The 16,278-nt window shown below is 64.8% G+C and carries 14 protein-coding genes and 2 riboswitches; of the genes, 5 read left to right on the top strand and 9 right to left on the bottom strand.

Going from position 1 to position 16,278, the window contains the following annotated elements; genetic code table 11:
- Position 1: 1 nt before the first annotated feature.
- The 6 genes from J1C56_RS13605 to J1C56_RS13580 all read right to left on the bottom strand — a co-directional run bounded on the left by J1C56_RS13605 (position 2) and on the right by J1C56_RS13580 (position 7,784).
- Positions 2-2,191: an anthranilate synthase gene (locus J1C56_RS13605; RefSeq protein WP_214390000.1), complete on the bottom strand. Its 2,190-nt coding sequence runs from the start codon at positions 2,189-2,191 to the stop codon at positions 2-4.
- A gap of 242 nt (positions 2,192-2,433) precedes the next feature.
- Positions 2,434-3,441, bottom strand: coding sequence for a FecCD family ABC transporter permease (locus J1C56_RS13600; protein WP_214390295.1), 1,008 nt, complete (start codon positions 3,439-3,441; stop codon positions 2,434-2,436).
- A 53-nt stretch (positions 3,442-3,494) separates the two neighbouring features.
- Positions 3,495-4,439 carry an ABC transporter substrate-binding protein gene (locus tag J1C56_RS13595; protein ID WP_214389998.1) on the bottom strand — a complete coding sequence of 315 codons (945 nt, stop codon included), beginning with the start codon at positions 4,437-4,439 and terminating at the stop codon, positions 3,495-3,497.
- 21 nt (positions 4,440-4,460) lie between these two features.
- Positions 4,461-5,276, bottom strand: a complete 816-nt coding sequence (locus tag J1C56_RS13590; RefSeq protein ID WP_214389990.1) for an ABC transporter ATP-binding protein — start codon at positions 5,274-5,276, stop codon at positions 4,461-4,463.
- A 108-nt stretch (positions 5,277-5,384) separates the two neighbouring features.
- A riboswitch (cobalamin riboswitch) is annotated at positions 5,385-5,593 on the bottom strand.
- Positions 5,594-5,625: 32 nt separating this feature from the next.
- On the bottom strand, positions 5,626-6,792 hold the full coding sequence (locus J1C56_RS13585; RefSeq protein WP_214389988.1) for an MFS transporter: 1,167 nt from the start codon (positions 6,790-6,792) through the stop codon (positions 5,626-5,628).
- Positions 6,793-6,926: 134 nt separating this feature from the next.
- Positions 6,927-7,784, bottom strand: a complete 858-nt coding sequence (locus J1C56_RS13580; protein WP_214389986.1) for a LysR substrate-binding domain-containing protein — start codon at positions 7,782-7,784, stop codon at positions 6,927-6,929.
- A 102-nt stretch (positions 7,785-7,886) separates the two neighbouring features.
- Here J1C56_RS13580 and J1C56_RS13575 point away from each other — a divergent pair, with 102 nt between their 5' ends.
- The gene (locus tag J1C56_RS13575; protein WP_214389984.1) at positions 7,887-8,777 is read left to right on the top strand and encodes a DMT family transporter; all 891 of its coding nucleotides are present in this window, start codon (positions 7,887-7,889) and stop codon (positions 8,775-8,777) included.
- Positions 8,778-8,837: 60 nt separating this feature from the next.
- Here the strand turns inward: J1C56_RS13575 and J1C56_RS13570 are convergent, their stop codons facing one another.
- Positions 8,838-11,264 carry a membrane-bound PQQ-dependent dehydrogenase, glucose/quinate/shikimate family gene (locus J1C56_RS13570; protein WP_214389982.1) on the bottom strand — a complete coding sequence of 809 codons (2,427 nt, stop codon included), beginning with the start codon at positions 11,262-11,264 and terminating at the stop codon, positions 8,838-8,840.
- 179 nt (positions 11,265-11,443) lie between these two features.
- Between J1C56_RS13570 and J1C56_RS13565 the strand changes: the two genes are divergently transcribed.
- Both J1C56_RS13565 and J1C56_RS13560 read left to right on the top strand, forming a co-directional pair.
- Positions 11,444-11,896, top strand: a complete 453-nt coding sequence (locus J1C56_RS13565; RefSeq protein WP_214389979.1) for a MarR family winged helix-turn-helix transcriptional regulator — start codon at positions 11,444-11,446, stop codon at positions 11,894-11,896.
- 105 nt (positions 11,897-12,001) lie between these two features.
- Positions 12,002-12,769, top strand: a complete 768-nt coding sequence (locus tag J1C56_RS13560) for an isocitrate lyase/PEP mutase family protein (RefSeq protein ID WP_214389977.1) — start codon at positions 12,002-12,004, stop codon at positions 12,767-12,769.
- A gap of 45 nt (positions 12,770-12,814) precedes the next feature.
- Here the strand turns inward: J1C56_RS13560 and J1C56_RS13555 are convergent, their stop codons facing one another.
- Both J1C56_RS13555 and J1C56_RS13550 read right to left on the bottom strand, forming a co-directional pair.
- A complete protein-coding gene (locus J1C56_RS13555) occupies positions 12,815-14,197 on the bottom strand; it encodes an FAD-containing oxidoreductase (protein WP_214389975.1) in 1,383 nt (460 codons plus the stop codon).
- Positions 14,194-14,655, bottom strand: coding sequence for a DUF4126 domain-containing protein (locus J1C56_RS13550; RefSeq protein ID WP_214389973.1), 462 nt, complete (start codon positions 14,653-14,655; stop codon positions 14,194-14,196). The genes J1C56_RS13555 and J1C56_RS13550 overlap by 4 nt, the downstream gene beginning before the upstream one ends.
- 151 nt (positions 14,656-14,806) lie before the next feature.
- Here J1C56_RS13550 and J1C56_RS13545 point away from each other — a divergent pair, with 151 nt between their 5' ends.
- Both J1C56_RS13545 and J1C56_RS13540 read left to right on the top strand, forming a co-directional pair.
- Positions 14,807-15,358, top strand: coding sequence for a sugar O-acetyltransferase (locus J1C56_RS13545; RefSeq protein ID WP_214389971.1), 552 nt, complete (start codon positions 14,807-14,809; stop codon positions 15,356-15,358).
- Positions 15,359-15,412: 54 nt separating this feature from the next.
- A riboswitch (FMN riboswitch) is annotated at positions 15,413-15,560 on the top strand.
- Positions 15,561-15,636: 76 nt separating this feature from the next.
- Positions 15,637-16,110 carry a 6,7-dimethyl-8-ribityllumazine synthase gene (locus J1C56_RS13540; protein ID WP_214389970.1) on the top strand — a complete coding sequence of 158 codons (474 nt, stop codon included), beginning with the start codon at positions 15,637-15,639 and terminating at the stop codon, positions 16,108-16,110.
- The last annotated feature ends 168 nt before the right edge of the window (positions 16,111-16,278 follow it).

The raw sequence follows: 16,278 nt of genomic DNA, 5'->3' as shown, positions 1-16,278 counted from the left end.
GCTAGGCCGCCTTGTCCTTGGCCTTGCGCGGCATGTGCGCAACCACATTTTCGATCATGCGCATGCCGGCGTCGTGGCCGAGCGTCATGATCGATTCGGGATGGAATTGCACCGCCGCTATCGGTTCTTTCTTGTGTTCAAACGCCATGATGACGCCGTCCTCGGTCTCGGCGGTGACGACGAAATCGGAGGGCAAGCGGACCGGATCAGCGAAGATCGAGTGATAACGGCCGACCGTCACTTCCTTGGGCAGGCCGGAGAAGATGATGCCCGGCTTGGAGATGCGGATGCGTGACGGCTTGCCGTGCATCGGCACCGCCAGCTGACGCAGTTCGCCGCCATAGGCTTCGGCCAGCGCCTGCAGGCCAAGGCAGACGCCGAAGATCGGCAGGTCGCGCGCCCGCGCCTTCTTGATCGTCGCCGCGGTATCGAAATCCTTCGGCGTGCCAGGGCCGGGCGAGAGCACCACGAGGTCGGGCTTGACCCGGTCGAAGATCTCTTCCGGCACCGGCGAGCGCACCGTCGAGACGTCGGCGCCGGTCTGGCGGAAATAGTTGGCCAGCGTGTGGACGAAGGAGTCCTCGTGGTCGACGAGCAGGATCTTCACCCCTTCGCCGACGCGGGCAGTGGCGCGTTCGGTGCCGGGGGCATTGCCGGTCTTGGCGTCGCGGATGGCGGAAAGCATGGCTGAGGCCTTCAGTTCGGTTTCGGCTTCTTCTTCCTCGGGGACGGAATCGTAGAGCAGCGTGGCGCCGGCGCGCACCTCGCCGATGCCGTCCTGGATGCGGATGGTGCGCAGCGTCATGCCGGTATTCAGGTCGCCGTTGAAATGCACCATGCCGATCGCCCCGCCATACCAGGCGCGTGGGCTCTTCTCGTTCTGTTCGATGAAGCGCATCGCCCACAATTTGGGCGCTCCGGTGACGGTCACCGCCCAGGCGTGGCTGAGGAACGCGTCGAAGGCGTCCATGCCCTCGCGCAGGCGGCCCTCGATGTGGTCGACGGTGTGGATGAGCCGCGAATACATCTCGATCTGGCGGCGGCCGATGACACGCACAGTGCCCGGCTCGCAGACGCGGGATTTGTCGTTGCGGTCGACGTCGGAGCACATGGTCAGCTCCGACTCGTCCTTCTTCGAATTGAGCAGCTTCAGGATCTGCTCGCTGTCGGAGATGGCATCGTCGCCGCGCTTGATGGTGCCCGAGATCGGGCAGGTCTCGACGCGGCGGCCATTGACGCGCACGAACATTTCGGGCGACGCGCCGATCAGGTACTCGCCTTCGCCGAGATTGATGAAGAACGAATAGGGCGAGGGGTTGATCGCCTTCAGCCGGCGCGAAATCTCCGAAGGTGCCGTTTCGCAGCGCTCGTAGAACATCTGGCCGGGAACGACCTCGAACAGGTCGCCGCGCTTGAAGCTATCCATCGCCCGGCGCACAAGCTGGGCATATTCGCCCGGCTCGTGGTCGGCGCGCGGGGGAATGCGGTCGGAAGGCTTGAACGGCTCCTCGACGCTATCGCGGGCGATGCCTTCGGTCGAAAAGCCTGCGCCGGAATAGTCGTAGCGGTCGTGCCAGGCCTTGGCCGAGTAATGGTCGACGACGAGAATCTCGTCGGGCAAAAACAGCACCAGGTCGCGCTGGCTCTGCTTGCGCTCGAGCTTGTGCTCGACCGGGTCGAACTGGAAGGCAAGGTCGTAGCCGAAGGCGCCGTAAAGGCCTAGATTGCTGTCTTCGTCCGATTTGAACAGTGCGGTAATGGCGCGCAGCACGGTGAACACCGAAGGCACGCGCGAGCGCTCCTCCTCAGTGAATACACGGCCGGGCGTCGCCACTTCGAGCGCGATCAGGCGCTTTGTCGTCTCGCCGATCGTCAGCTCTTCGAGCGGCGCCAATGCGGCATGGATAACCGGCAGCAGCACCTCGCCGCGGGCGTTCAGCGCTTCGATCTTCATCGAGCGGCCGCGTGCCGAGATCACCACCGGCGGGTCGATGATGGCGGTGTCCCATCGGGTATAGCGGCCGGGATATTCATAGTTGGAGGAAAACACAGCACCGCGCCGGCTGTTGAGCCCGTCGAGATAGGTTTCGATCGCACCCGCATAGGCGGTTTCGTGGCGTTGCCTGGTGATGGCGACACCACCAGAAGTCACGTAACGCTCGGCACCGTTTTCAAGCAATTCCAACGTCATTCCCGTCTCCATCTCTTGCAGTGGGAGCGTTCCGGAGCCTGGTTCGAAAAAGCAAATGGCCGCCCGGAAATCCCGTTGCGGCCATCACAATTTTCACGCGCACGCGCTTCAAAAGGCCGCTGTTAGCTGGCCCGCCACCAATTGTTCTGGAGCGAAGTCGTGTTCATGGCAAATCCATAGCTAGGAAAAACTGGGGGTGCAACTGGATTTGCGTCGTCTTGCATTGCATTACCAACTGACCGTCAATTTGTTGCGCGGCGTCGCATCAGCACCACGAAGGCCACGCCGCCGATCAGTCCGGTGACGATGCCGAGGGGCATGTCCTGCGGCGGCACGACCGTCCGCGCGGCCATGTCGGCGGCGATCAGGAAGATGGCGCCCACCAGCGCCGAAAGGGGCAGAACCCGGCGATAATCGCCGCCGACGAAGAAGCGCACGATGTGCGGGATCATCAGGCCGACGAAGGCGATGACGCCGGAATAGGCAACGGCGCAGCCGGTCAAAAGCGCGCAGACGATGAAGACCTTGAGCCGGAACGCCTGTGCCGGGATGCCAAGGGCGGTGGCGCTCTCGTCGCCCAGTGTCATGGCGTTCAGGTTGCGGGTCTGTGTCATCAGCCATAGGCCGCCGACAAGAAGCGCTGCCAGCGGGTAGGGAAGGTGGCTCCACTGCGCCAGCCCCAGCCCGCCGAGCATCCAGAAGATGGCGACATGGGCGGCCTTCGGGTCGCCGATGAAGATCAGCAGGTTGCCGCCAGCCGAGATGATGAAACTCACTGCCACCCCGGCCAGGATCAGGTGTCCTGCTGACTGCGCCCGCGCCAGATTTGCGATCGCCAGCACCAGCGCCGTCGCCGCCAGCGCACCGGCAAAGGCGAAGACCGGAACGGTAACAGTGCCGAAGACCATGCCGGCATGGATCAGCGCCATGATCGCGCCGAAGGCCGCACCCGACGAAATGCCGAGCAGGTGCGGGTCGGCGAGCGGATTGCGTGTCACAGACTGCAGTGCCGCGCCCACCATCGCCAGCGAGGCGCCGACGACCGCTCCCAGGATGACGCGCGGCGCGCGTACGTCCCAGACGATGTTCTCGCGGCCGCTCGACCAGGCCACCTCGACGCTTCCCGGCATCAGCTTGTTGGCGATCACGCCCCACACTGTCTCGATCGGGATCGCCACCGGCCCGACGCCAACGGCGATGACCATGCTTATGACGAGTACAATGGCCAGCCCCGGGATCAGGGCCGGCATGGCGTGGATCAGGGCGTGCCTTGGCCCAACGACGAGGTGGCGGTGCGACACGGTCAGTCGGTCCGCATCGCGGCTGCCAACCGCTTGATGGCGGCGATGTTGCGCGGCCCCGGTGTCGCCTCGTTGTATTCGAGCACGAAGAAGCGGTTGTTCTTGACTGCGTCGATGTCCTTGAAGGCCGGGTTGGAGCGCATGAACTCGATCTTCTGCTCGGCGGTCACCTCGCCGTAATTGACGATCACCACCATGTCCGGGTTGCGCTCGATGACCGGCTCCCAGCCGATCTCGACCCAGCTCGACTCGACGTCGTCGGAGATGTTCCTGCCGCCGGCTGCCTCGATGATGGCCGTCGGCATGGCGTAGCGGCCGGCCGTGAAGGGCTTCTGCTCGCCGGAATCGTAGAGGAACACATTGACCGGCTTGTCGAGCTTGGGCAGCTTTGCCTGGAAGTCGGCGCGGTCCTTCTCGTAGCCTGCCACCAGCGCTTCGGCCTTCTCGCGGACACCGAAGATCGCGCCGAGATTGAGCAGGTCGGCATACATCTCCTGAAGCGACGACTTGTCCTTCTTCATGATGTGGATGCAGCTTTCGGTCAGCTCGTAGACCGCGATGTTGAAGGGGGCGAGCGTGTCGGGGGTGACGTCGCCGCCAACCTTCATGCCGTAGTTCCAGCCGGCGAAAAACAGGTCGGTGTCGACGCCGAGCAGCACTTCCTTGGTGACGTATTTCGGCGCGAGTTCGGGCAGTTCGCCGACGCCCTTGCGCAGGTTTTCGTCCAGCGTCTTCCAGCCCGAGATGCCGGAGTAGCCGACCATGTGGTCGGCGAGGCCGAGCACCAGCATCATCTCGGTCAGGTTGACGTCATGCGAGACAGCGCGCTTGGGCGCGGCCTCGAAGGTCACGTCGCGGTTGCAGCTCTTGACGGTGACGGGGAAGCCGCTTGCCGCCGCTGAGGCGCAGGTGGCAAGCAGGATAGCGGCGATGATCGGCAGGCGCATGGAGGGCTCCTTTGGTTGGTGTCAGCGTTCGAGATGGAAGGAAAAGCGGGGCCGCCCGGTGACCGGATGGTCGTCGAGAGTGGCACCGACGGAAAAGCTGTCGCGGATGCGTTCGGGCGTCAGGATGTCGGCGGGCGCACCACAGGCGATGGCGCGGCCGGCGTCCATCACCAGCACGCGGTCGGCATGAGCGGAGGCGAGCGCCAGGTCGTGCAGGGAGACGATGACGGTGCAGCCGAGATTGCCGAGCAGTTCGAGCACCTCGAGCTGGTGGCGGATATCGAGATGGTTGGTCGGCTCGTCGAGGATCAAAAGGTCCGGCCGCTGCACCAGGGCACGGGCGATCATGACACGCTGCTTTTCGCCACCCGACAGCGAGCCGAAGTCGCGTGCTGCAAATGCGGTCAGGCCGAGCAGGGCAAGTGCGGCCTCGACGTGATCGTAGTCGTCGTCGCTGGTGCCAAAGCTGGTGACGTGCGGGGTCAGGCCCAACTCGACGATTTCGGCAACCGTCAGGCCGAAGTCGGAAGCGCTTTCCTGCAGCACGGTGGCGATGCGGCGGGCGCAGTCGCGCGGCTTCATCTTCCAGATGTCGGTGCCGTCGAGCCGCACCGTGCCGGCTGTCGGCCTGTGATAGCGGTAGAGGCAGCGCAGCAGGCTCGACTTGCCTGCGCCATTGGGGCCGACGATGGCGAGCAGCTCGCCAGGTGCAACCGCAAGACTTACCGGCTCGAGGATCGGCCGGGAGGGACGCGGCCCCCAGCAGACGCCGTCGAGTTCGAGAAGTGCCGGGGTGGTGCCTACGAGGCGGCTAGCGGCGTGGACGCGATCGAGCATGCCCTGTCTCCGCGGCCGGGCGGAGGTGGCAGAACGATCCGGTGAGCGCGCCGGTACCGAAAAAGGCAGTCGCAACCATCATCATCTCCACGGCACACCCCGGCCGGTTGAGTTAATCGGATGATGGCAGGTCTCCTGGCTTGCGGGTGATCGCGCCTCGGAGCCTTCCCGGCCTGATGGCCAGTGGCATGTTTCCGAATTGCTATCCGCTCACAGTTGCGGGGGCAGCCACGGTTTCGCGTCGGGGACGTCTCACCGTGTTCCCATTTAACCTGCCGCCCGGATGAGCAAGCAGGACCATCGCTGTCGTGGCTACAGCAGCGACGGGTTGCTGACAATCGCTAAAGCGTCATGCCGCCTGCTGAATTGCGTCACGCCGGTCGAGCGCGAAGGAAAACAGCGCGACACCGAAGGCTGACAGCGCAATGGCTGCGCCGACGAAGGGCAGGTCGGCATAACTCACGCCCCAGGAAATGGCGGCACCGCCGATCCAGGCGCCGGCGGCATTGCCGGCGTTGAAGGCGCCCTGGTTGAGGGTCGCGGCGAGGTTCGGCGCCTCAGAGGCGGTTTCGACGACGCGCATCTGCATCGGCGGCACGATGACGAAAGTTATGACGCCCCACATGAAGATGAGCAGGATCGCGGCGGGTGCAGAATAGCTGAGCTCGGCGAAGGCGACGTGGATCGCAGCCATCACCACCAGCGCGCCGATGGCGGTCGGCATCAGCTTCCAGTCGGCCAGCTTGCCGCCGATGATGTTGCCGATGGTCATGCCACCGCCGAACAGCAGCAGCACCCAGGTGACTGATTCAACCGACAGGCCGCTGACGTCGGTCAGGATCGGCTTGATGTAGGTGAAGACGGCGAACAGACTGCCCGAGGCCAGCGCCGAGATGATCATGGCGAGCCACACCTGCAGCTTTCCCAGCACCTTGACCTCGCCTGCGACCCCGCCCTTGCCGGGAGGGGCGACGCCCGCCGGCACCAGGAAGGCGATGGCCGCGACCGAGAGCAGGCCGATGACGACGACGGCGAAGAAGGTTGCGCGCCAGCCATAGGCTTCGCCGAGCGCCGTTCCGCCGGGTACGCCAAGGATGTTGGCGAGCGTCAGACCGGCAAACATCAGGGCGATGGCGCTGGCGCGCTTGTTGGCCGGCACCAGGCTTGCCGCCACAACCGAACCGATGCCGAAGAAGGCGCCGTGGCCGAAGGCGGTGACGACGCGGGCGATCATCAGCGTCCAGTAGGTGGGCGCGATGGCGCAGAGCAGGTTGCCGAGCACGAACATCATGGCGAGGCCAATCAGCACCGGCTTGCGTGGTAGCCTGGCCGTGCCGACGGCGATGATCGGGGCGCCGATAACCACGCCGAGCGCGTAGCCGGTGACGAGCAGGCCGGCGGCGGGGATCGACACGCCGAGGTCGGCGGCGACCTCCGGCAACAGCCCCATGATCACGAATTCGGTGGTGCCGATGCAAAAGGATGCGACGGCCAGGGCGAGGATTGGCAAGGGCATGGGCGGACTCGGGGAGAGCTGAAACGATTTAGATCTACATTTTCCTCTCAACTGCCAATGCACAAGCGATGCTGCTGCATTGCAGCAATGCACGCAGTGCATGGCAGGCATCGAAAGATGCCGATGCAGCTCTGTCAGGCTTGTTGCGCCAGGTCGCGGCGGAGGAAGTCGTAGAGCCGTTCGACCGCCGGGTTGACGGTCTGCGGGTTGCGCAGGATGCCGATCTCCATGTCCGGCAAGGGTGGCAGGCCTTCGTTCTCGCCGATGATCCGCAAGGAGGGTGGCACGCTGCGCTGGGCAAGGCCGGCAACCGCAAGCCCGGCCTGGACCACGGCGATCAGCCCAAGCAGGCTCGCGCTGGAATAGGTGCAGCGAAACGACCGGTCGGCGGCACCCAGCACCTGCAGAACACTCTTGCGCGCGACGCAGCCGGGCTCGAAAAGCGCCACGGGCAGGGGGTCGATCTCCCAGGCGACATGGTTCGGCGAAGCGACCCAGACGAGGCGCTCGCGCTGCAACACCTCGATAGGCTGCTCCGGCGCGCGGGTGATGATGGCTAGGTCGAGACGGCCGTCGGCGAAGGTCTTCACCAGCGAGGTCGATTGCTCGCAAATCAGCTCCACCGTCACCAGCGGATGCGCGGCGGCAAAGCGCGACAGCACCGGCGGCAGTAGGAATGCCGCATAATCGTCGGGCACGCCGAGGCGCACACTGCCGGCTTCTTCGGGCCGGGTGATGCTCGCCCAGGCTTCGTCGGACAGTTTTAGCAGCCGGCGGGCATAGACGAGCAGTTCTTCGCCGATCGCGTTGGCGGTCACGGCCTTCGAACCGCGGACCAGCAACTGCTTGCCGACCGTCTGTTCCAGCCGCTGCATCTGCATGCTGATGGCCGACTGGCTCCGGCCGACGCGCGACGCGGCATGGGAAAAGCTGCCGCTGTCGGCAACCGCGACAAAGGTCCTGAGCAGGTCGAGATCGAGCGGCATCGCCATTGCGGTATCAGCATTTCGAATAGGGTTAGCCAAATCTATTCGTTTGAATGAAGTCGTCAAGACTGGCTTGCTTGGCCATCCGCAGCGTTCCGGACGACCAGCATGACCAGCGCCAGCCGCTTTCCCGCCCTCAATCTTGCCGTGGCCATGGCGATCGCCGGCACCGTCGGCGCCTTCGTCACCGAGGCCGGGCTCGATCCGGTCACGACGGTGTTCTGGCGCTGCCTGTTCGGCGCGCTGTTCCTTGGCGCCTGGTGCCTGCTGCGCGGATATCTTCCCGACCGGTCGCTGTCTTTGGCCCGCATCGCGCGGGCAGGGCTTTGCGGTGTCTGCATGGTGCTGAGCTGGACCGCGTTCTTCGCCGGCTTCGCCAAGACCTCTATCGCGGTGATGACGATCGTCTACCACATCCAGCCGTTCTTCGTCGTGCTGATCGGGGTGCTGTTCCTCAAGGAGCGCATCACCGCCGACCAGATCGCCTGGATGGCCGCCGCTTTCATGGGCGTCGTGCTGGCCAGCGGCCTCGTGGTTTCAGGCAATCCCGTCACCGCTTCCTGGATGGTGGGCATCGCCATGGCGCTCGGCGGGGCGTTCCTCTACGCCGTGGTGACGATCCTCGCCAAGGGGCTCGGCGAGCAGCGGCCTGAAATCACGGTGTTGTGCCAGACGGTCGTCGGCGTGGTCATGCTCGCGCCTTTCACCAATTTTTCCGGCCATGTCCCGCTGGCGTCTTGGAGCTGGCTCGTCGGCATCGGCGTGCTGCATACCGGCATCGCCTATGTGATGATGTTCTCTGCCTATCCCAGGTTGTCGACGCCGGTTATCGGCGTTCTCACCTTCATCTATCCGGTCGTCGCGATCATCATCGATTGGGCAATCTACGACCATCCGATCAGCATTGCTCAAGCCCTTGGCATGGCGCTCATCGCTGTGGCGACGCTGGGCGTCAGGCTTGGCTGGCGGCTGCCGACCAGGCGTGTCTCGGCCGCCTGAGTAACCTGCAAAAGAAAGGGGCGCCCGAAGGCGCCCCGTCCGATGTTGATGTGCCCGAACTCAGTTCTGCTTCGGGAGCTTGTAGGCGACCACGTAATCGCCGCGATCCGGCGACTGGCGCGCGCCACCGGCCGAAATGACGACGTACTGGGTTCCACTTTCAGGCGAGACGAACGTCATCGGCGTGGCCTGTGCGCCCACCGGCAGGCGGCCCTTCCACAGTTCCTCGCCGGTTTTCACGTCAAGCGCGCGCAGATAATAGTCCTGCGTGCCGGCGTAGAAGACGACGCCGCCCGATGTTGCCATCGGTCCACCCAGCGTCGGCATGCCGATCGGGATCTGCAGCCCGGTCTTCATGCCGAGCGGGCCGGTATCCTCGAGCGTGCCGGCCGGCACTTGCCAGACGAGCGTGCGCGACTTGAGGTCGACGGCGCTGATGGTGCCGTAGGGCGGCTCGTGGCAAGGCACGCCGAGCGGCGACATGAAGCCGTTCTTGAGCGCGCCATAGGGCGTGCCCTTCTGCTGCGACAGGCCGTCATGCGCCGCCGAGCCGCCATAGTTGTCGGCATCCTCGCGGGGGATGAGCTGGACGAACTGCGGCATGCGGATGTCGTTGACGATCAGAAGGCCGCGCGCCTCGTCGATCGCCGCGCTGCCCCAGTTCATGCCACCGTAATAACCGGGATAGAGCAGGCTGCGGTCTGTCCTCGGCGGCGTGAACTCGCCGTCGTAACGCAGCTTCTTGAACTCGATGCGGCAGTAGAGCTGGTCGTAAGGCGTGGCACCCCACATCCTGGCTTCAGCGAGCGGCTCGGCACCGATCGACGGCATGCCGACCGAATAAGGCTGGGTCGGCGCGGTGAAGTCGCCTTCCATCGCACCTTGCGGCACGGCCTTCTCCTCGACTTCGGCGATCGGCTTGCCGTCGCGGCGGTCGAGCATGAAGATCTGCCCGCGCTTGGTCAGCTGGATCAGGGCAGGGGTGTTGCCGCCCTTGCCATCAGGCACATCGTAGAGTGCGGGCTGCGCAGGGACGTCATAATCCCAGATGTCATGATGCACGGTCTGGAACTTCCAGCGTTCCTTGCCCGTTTCCATGTCGAGGGCCACGACCGAAGCACTGTATTCCTCGGCTGCCTTGCTGCGGTGGGCGCCCCAGAAGTCGGGCGTTGCATTGCCCGTCGGCAGGTAGACGAGGCCGAGCGCGTCGTCATAGGCCGGCGTCGACCAGACGTTCGGCGTGCCGCGCGTGTAGCTTTCGCCTTCCGGCGGCAGCTTGGTGATTGCCGGGTTGCCGAGATCCCAGGCCCAGACCAGTTCGCCGGTGCGGGCCGAGAAGGCACGGACGGCGCCCGAAGGCTCGCCGGTTTCGACATTGTCCCAGACCCAGCCGCCGACCATGATCAGGTCGCGCATGACTGTGGGGGCGGACGTCTGGAAGTAGAAGCCGTCCTTGATCTCGCCCATGCCCTGCTTGAGATCGACAATGCCGCCATTGCCGAAATCCTGGCACAACTCGCCGGTCTTGGCATCGAGCTGGATCAGGCGCGCGTCGATGGTGGTCATGACGATGCGTGCAGCGCAGGCATTGGCCGTCGCGGGCATCTCGGGCGTTGCCGCAATGACGCTCGTCGGCGCCAGCGGGTCGGCCGGCGCTGCACTGGCCTCAGCCGGTGCAGTGCCTGGCTCATAATAGCTGACACCGCGGCAGCGCTGCCACAGCGGCGACTTGGCCTTGGGGTCGAACTTCCACTTCACTTCGCCCGTGTCGGGGTTCAGCGCATGGACGATGTTGGTGGGCGAACAGGTGTAGAGCGTGTCGCCGACGAAGAGCGGCGTGCTCTGGTCCTGGCCGGACCCCACGGGCGTGTCGCCCGAACGGAAGGTCCAGGCGACCTCGAGCTTGTCGACATTGTCGGTGTTGATCTGGTCGATCGGCGCGTAGCGCGTTCCCGCAGGCGTGCGGCCGTAATAGCGCCAGTCAGTGGCGCTTGCTGCGGCTGGGGGAACGGCAGGCGCGGGCTCGGCCGAAGTCAGCGCGTTGCGGGTAACGCCGTGCGGCGTGAAGCCGTAGAAGGCGGTTGCCGCAAGCGCCGCAACAAGCAGGCCGGCGAGGGCAAAGGGAGCCCGTTTGCTGCTGCTTGTCGGGAACAGGGGAGCGAGCAAAAGCGCCGGGATGGCGATAACCGCAGGTGCGACGAGGCGCGGGATCAACGGCCAGAATTCGAGGCCGGACTCCCAGATCGCCCATGCGATGGTTGCCAGGAATACCAGGGCGTAGAGCCAAAGCCCGGCCTTGCGGCGCATGATGTAGAGGATGCCGGAGGCGATGACGCCGAAGCCGGCGAGCGCGTAGTACCACGATCCGCCCAGGCCGATCAGCTGGACGCCGCCATAGACGAGCGGTGTCCCGATGATGACCATGATCAGGCCGAATAGAACCAGAAGCCAGCCGCCGCTGCCTTTGGATGTCTGTGGATCTGCCATGTCGAATTCTCGCGAAGATTGAACCGAAAACCAGCCGCCCGGGCGGGCGACGTCGGATGCAATCGTCATGTCGGCGCCTTGCGGAGGCCTCCTCGCCTCTACGTCCGCACAGAGCCCGCGACCGAATTCCGGCCGAGAATCTGATCGCATCCTAATAGATAATATGTTATCTTTCTCGAATGTCCAACGACGCTTCCGACCGCGCCAATTTCGGCAGGAGTCTGCTCGCGGTGGCTCGGCTTTGGCGCCATGCCGCCGACCGCGCACTTGACGATTGCGGTCTGTCGCACGCCACCGCAATGCCGCTGGTGACGTTGTCGCGGCTGGGCGACAATATCCGCCAGGGCGTGATCGCCGATCATCTCGGCTTCGAAGGCCCTTCTCTGGTGCGCATAGTCGATCTTCTGGCCGCCGATGGCCTGATCACCCGAAGCGGCGACCCCGGTGATCGCCGGGCGAAGATCCTGTCGCTGACCAATGCCGGCCGTGCCAGGGTCGAGGAGATCGAGGTGATCCTCGAACGCCTGCGCACCGAGCTTCTGGCGGATGAGGATGCAGCCGAACTGTCGGCCGCGCTCGGCCTGCTTGTGCGGCTCGAACAGCGCTTGCTCGCCGCCGATCCCGACGCCTGAAGCGGGCAACTGGCCTGCGTGAAGTCGCCCGCTGCGCCATGGTGCAGTCGCGTAGCACTGCTAGCTTCGTGTCCTCCAGTATCAGCCACTTCGAGGACAACGCTCATGACCAGTCAGATCGACAAGGCGAAGGCTTTCCATGCCCTGCATGTGAAGGGCAATCCGGTGGTGCTCTACAATGCCTGGGATCCCGGCAGTGCGGCGATCATCGCCAAGGCCGGCGCCAAAGCGATAGCCACGGGCAGTTGGCCGGTGGCAGCAGCCTTCGGCTTCGCCGATGGCGAAAAGATTCCGCTTGATGTTGCTCTCGACAATATCCGCCGCATCGTCGCCACCGTCGACTTGCCGGTGACCATGGACCTTGAAAGCGGCTACGGCGTCGAACCGGCGAAGGTGGCGAAGACCGTCAGCCGCGCCCTGGAAGCAGGCGCCATCGGCTTCAACTTCGAGGATCAGGTCGTTGGCGGCAGCGGCCTGCACGACGTCGCCTTCCAGGCGGAGCGCATTGCCGCTGCGGCGGAAGCGGTCAAGGCATCTGGCATCCCCGCCTTCATCAACGCGCGCACCGACATCTTTCTCAAGGCCAAGCCCGACGAGCACAGCGACGATTTGGTCGACGCTGCGATCGAACGAGCGCAGGCTTATGCAAAGGCCGGCGCGCACGGTTTCTTCGCGCCGGGCCTCGGTGACGAGGCGCTGATCGGCCGCCTGTGCAAGGAGGTGGAACTGCCCGTCAACATCATCGCGCTCGCCCATGTGCCGCCGAAGGCGAAGCTCGCCGAACTCGGCGTCGCCCGCATCAGCTATGGCCCGGTGCCGTATCGCCAGATGGCCGAATGGCTCGAGGCCAAGGCGCGCGCGGCCTTCGAATAGCCCAACGAAATAGGCCCATCCCGGTGCCAACGGGATGGGCGCATCTTATGTCAGCGGCTTCAGCTCGATGGCGATGGTCGGCAGAAGCTCCGACACCGTCGGATGTATGTGAACGGCCCGCTGCAGCGTTTCGATCGGCGCCTTGGCGTACATCAGGTCGAGCACGGCATGGATCGCCTCATCGCCGCCAGTGCCGAGCACCGAAGCGCCGAGGATCTGCCTGGTATCGGCATCGACGAGTATCTTCATGAAGCCCTGCGTCTCGCCTTTTTCGACGGCGCGGCCGACACGAGTCATCGGCCGCTCTCCTGACAACACCTTGCGGCCGCTCTTGCGCGCCACTGTTTCGGTCATGCCGGCGCGTCCGAGCGGCGGGTCGATGTAGAGCGCATAGGCCTCGATGCGGTCGGAAACCTTGCGCTTGTCATTGTCGAGCAGGTTGGCGGCGACGATCTCGAAGTCGTTGTAGGAGGTGTGGGTGAAGGCGCCCTTGCCGTTGCAGTCGCCCATGGCCCAGATATGCGGGACACTGGTCCTGAGCTGGTCGTCGACCACGACATAACCACGCTTGTCCATCTCGACACCGGCCTTGTCGAGGCCGAGATCGTCGGTGTTGGGCTTGCGGCCGATGGCCAAAAGCACGTGCGAGCCGACAACGGCGCGGTCGCCTGATGTGCAGTCGACGCCGACCTGCACGCCGTCGGCATGGCGCGCGAAGCTGATGCACTCGGCGTTCAGCCTGAGCGCGATTCCCTCATGCTCGAGGATGCCCTTCACCGCCTCCGACACGTCCTCGTCCTCGCGCGACACCAGCCGCGGACCCTTTTCCACTACGGTCACTTGCGCGCCGAAGCGGCGGAATATCTGGGCGAATTCCAGCCCGATATAGCTGCCGCCGACGACGACGAGGTGGCGCGGCAGGAAGTCCACCTCCATCATCGAGGTGTTGGTCAGGTATTCGATGTCGTTGACGCCGGGCATGTCGGGGATGTTGGCGCGGCCGCCGACATTGATGAAGATGCGCTCGCCATGCAGCAGTTCATCGCCGACGCGCACCTCATGCGGCCCCTCGAAGCTGGCGTGGCCGCGATAAAGCGTGCAGCCCTTCATGCCGGCGATCCAGTCTTCCAGCCCGCTGCGGGAATCGACGGTCACCTTGTCCTTGCGCGCCTTCACCGCCTTCATGTCGACCGAGACTGTGCCGGTCGAAACGCCGTAGTCGGCGCCGGTGCGGGCGAGGTGGGCGGCATAGGCGCTGGCCACCATGGTCTTGGTCGGCTTGCAGCCGGTGTTGACGCAGGTGCCGCCGACAAGCTTGCGCTCGATCAGCGCCACCGTATGCCCCGCCGCCGTCAGCCGCCCGGCCATCGGCGGCCCGGCCTGGCCGCAGCCGATGATGATGGCGTCAAATTTTTTGGCCGCGCTCATGCGACCAAGCTCACGATCAGCAGGGCGCCGAGTATCGCCAGGGCATCCTCGATCAGCGCCGCCGGCAGGTCCTTGCCGAAGGCGGCTGCCAACCGGCCCCGCACTTCGGCGCCGCCGAGCGTACCCAGAATCGCGCCGATGATGCCCGCCGCCAGCCCGCCAATCACCACGCCGCCGGCGGTGCCTATGACAGCGCCTGTCAGTGCGCCCATGATGATGCGGGTGCCGAACTGTACCGGCACCTTGCGGCTCGGCGTCGATGGCAACTGGTCGGTGACCAATTCGACGACGGCCAGCACGGTGAAGATCGCGACGGTTATCCAGTGACCCATGAAGCCGGCCCATGTGCCGGCAAGTGGTAGCCAGCCGAGCCAGGCGCCCCAGGCGACGGCAGCCGGTGCGGTCATGGCCCTGAGGCCTGCAACAATTCCGATGAGAAGCGCGAGCAGGTAGATCATCCTTCGTCCCCCGTGGATGTGTCTGGTCCAAAAAGTGCACTTTGTCAGGAAGCTAGCACAGCCATCCGGTTTCGCCAGAGCCGGGAGGCTTCGACCTTTGCAGCATGGTCCGTTCTGTGGTTTGGCTGGGCAAGCAGGAAGGAACACTGAAATGGCTCAGAGCGAACGCGACAAGATGGCGGCCGGCGCGTGGTACAATTGCGTCGATGCCGAGCTCGACGCATTCCGCGCGGTGGCGGCCGAGGCCGTCTTCGAGCAACGCTCGCTGTCGCCGGCCGAACGCGGCGACATTTCGCCCAAGCTTCGAGCGTTGCTCGGCTCGACGGGCGAGGGTGCGCGCATCGAAGCGCCGTTCCATTGCGCCTATGGCTTCAACATCCATCTCGGCGCAGGCGTGTTCCTCAATGCCGGCTGTACCATCCTCGACACCGCGCCGGTGCGCATCGGCAGTGGCACGATGTTCGGCCCCAACGTCCAGGTCTATTGCCCCGAGCATCACAAGGATCCGGCACTGCGCCGTGCCGGGCTTGAGATCGCCCGGCCGGTCACGATCGGCGACAATGTCTGGATCGGTGGCGGCGCCATCATCCTGGGTGGCGTCAGCATCGGCGACAACGCAATCGTCGGTGCCGGCTCGGTGGTTACCAGGAACGTGCCGGCCAATGCCACGGTCGTCGGCAACCCGGCCAAGCCAGTTGGCTGAAACTATTATTCCTGTGATTGACAGTCGGCTCCGGCGCCGCCATATCGGAGGCGTTAATGTTCTCAGGGCGGGGTGAAAAGTCCCCACCGGCGGTAAGGGTTTTCGAACCCAAGCCCGCGAGCGCTTCCCGGCAACGGGAGGGTCAGCAGATCCGGTGTGATTCCGGAGCCGACGGTCATAGTCCGGATGGAAGAGAACGAACGGGAAAGCGGTGGCGCGAGCTGCCGGGATTCCGTCTCGTGCGTCCTGATTCTGGTTCGAAACGGAAGGATGGACCCATGAATCAGCAGTCCCCGAAAGACTTCGCTACCCGCCGCGTTGCCGTGATCCGTGCGCGCTGGCATGCCGACATCGTCGATGAATGCGTCAAAGCCTTTGTCGCCGACATTGAGACGCTGGCAAGCGGCCGCATCGCCGTCGATGTCTTCGACGTGCCCGGCGCCTACGAGATCCCGCTGTTTGCGAAGACCCTGGCCGAAACCGGTCGCTACGCCGCGATCCTCGGCACCGCCTTCGTCGTCAATGGCGGCATCTACCGCCACGACTTCGTCGCCCATGCCGTGCTCGACGGCATGATGAACGTGCAGCTTCAGACCGGCGTTCCGGTGCTGTCGGCGGTGCTGACCCCGCACAATTATCACGACAGCGCCGAGCATCACCGCTTCTTCTTCGACCACTTCAAGGTCAAGGGCAAGGAAGCCGCCAATGCCTGCGTCGAACTGCTCAAGGCGCGCGAACTGGTCGCCGCCTGACGCGAAAGCATCGGCTTTGTCCGAGCGGGAGGGGCGCTGGCCACGTCACCCCCACCCCTAACCCCTCCCCACAAGGGGGAGGGGAATCCGGCGGCGGCCCCGACTTGCACCAAGTCTTGATGTTCTTCGCAGGAGCGGCGACGAGCCTGTCTCCCTCCCCCTTGTGGG

Origin of the sequence: Aminobacter anthyllidis (assembly GCF_018555685.1) — a bacterium.
Taxonomy (GTDB): domain Bacteria; phylum Pseudomonadota; class Alphaproteobacteria; order Rhizobiales; family Rhizobiaceae; genus Aminobacter; species Aminobacter anthyllidis.
The sequence above is the reverse complement of the archived record's forward strand: the minus strand, read 5'-3'. Positions and strand labels throughout refer to the sequence as shown.

Excerpts from the sequence above, each read along its gene's own strand:
- J1C56_RS13570 (WP_214389982.1), bottom strand. The coding sequence starts at position 11,264 with ATGGCAGATCCACAGACATCCAAAGGCAGCGGCGGCTGGCTTCTGGTT.
- J1C56_RS13600 (WP_214390295.1), bottom strand. The coding sequence starts at position 3,441 with ATGCCGGCCCTGATCCCGGGGCTGGCCATTGTACTCGTCATAAGCATG.
- J1C56_RS13545 (WP_214389971.1), top strand. The coding sequence starts at position 14,807 with ATGGCTCAGAGCGAACGCGACAAGATGGCGGCCGGCGCGTGGTACAAT.
- J1C56_RS13565 (WP_214389979.1), top strand. The coding sequence starts at position 11,444 with ATGTCCAACGACGCTTCCGACCGCGCCAATTTCGGCAGGAGTCTGCTC.
- J1C56_RS13555 (WP_214389975.1), bottom strand. The coding sequence starts at position 14,197 with ATGAGCGCGGCCAAAAAATTTGACGCCATCATCATCGGCTGCGGCCAG.
- J1C56_RS13575 (WP_214389984.1), top strand. The coding sequence starts at position 7,887 with ATGACCAGCGCCAGCCGCTTTCCCGCCCTCAATCTTGCCGTGGCCATG.
- J1C56_RS13540 (WP_214389970.1), top strand. The coding sequence starts at position 15,637 with ATGAATCAGCAGTCCCCGAAAGACTTCGCTACCCGCCGCGTTGCCGTG.
- J1C56_RS13550 (WP_214389973.1), bottom strand. The coding sequence starts at position 14,655 with ATGATCTACCTGCTCGCGCTTCTCATCGGAATTGTTGCAGGCCTCAGG.
- J1C56_RS13580 (WP_214389986.1), bottom strand. The coding sequence starts at position 7,784 with ATGGCGATGCCGCTCGATCTCGACCTGCTCAGGACCTTTGTCGCGGTT.
- J1C56_RS13605 (WP_214390000.1), bottom strand. The coding sequence starts at position 2,191 with ATGACGTTGGAATTGCTTGAAAACGGTGCCGAGCGTTACGTGACTTCT.
- J1C56_RS13560 (WP_214389977.1), top strand. The coding sequence starts at position 12,002 with ATGACCAGTCAGATCGACAAGGCGAAGGCTTTCCATGCCCTGCATGTG.
- J1C56_RS13595 (WP_214389998.1), bottom strand. The coding sequence starts at position 4,439 with ATGCGCCTGCCGATCATCGCCGCTATCCTGCTTGCCACCTGCGCCTCA.
- J1C56_RS13590 (WP_214389990.1), bottom strand. The coding sequence starts at position 5,276 with ATGCTCGATCGCGTCCACGCCGCTAGCCGCCTCGTAGGCACCACCCCG.
- J1C56_RS13585 (WP_214389988.1), bottom strand. The coding sequence starts at position 6,792 with ATGCCCTTGCCAATCCTCGCCCTGGCCGTCGCATCCTTTTGCATCGGC.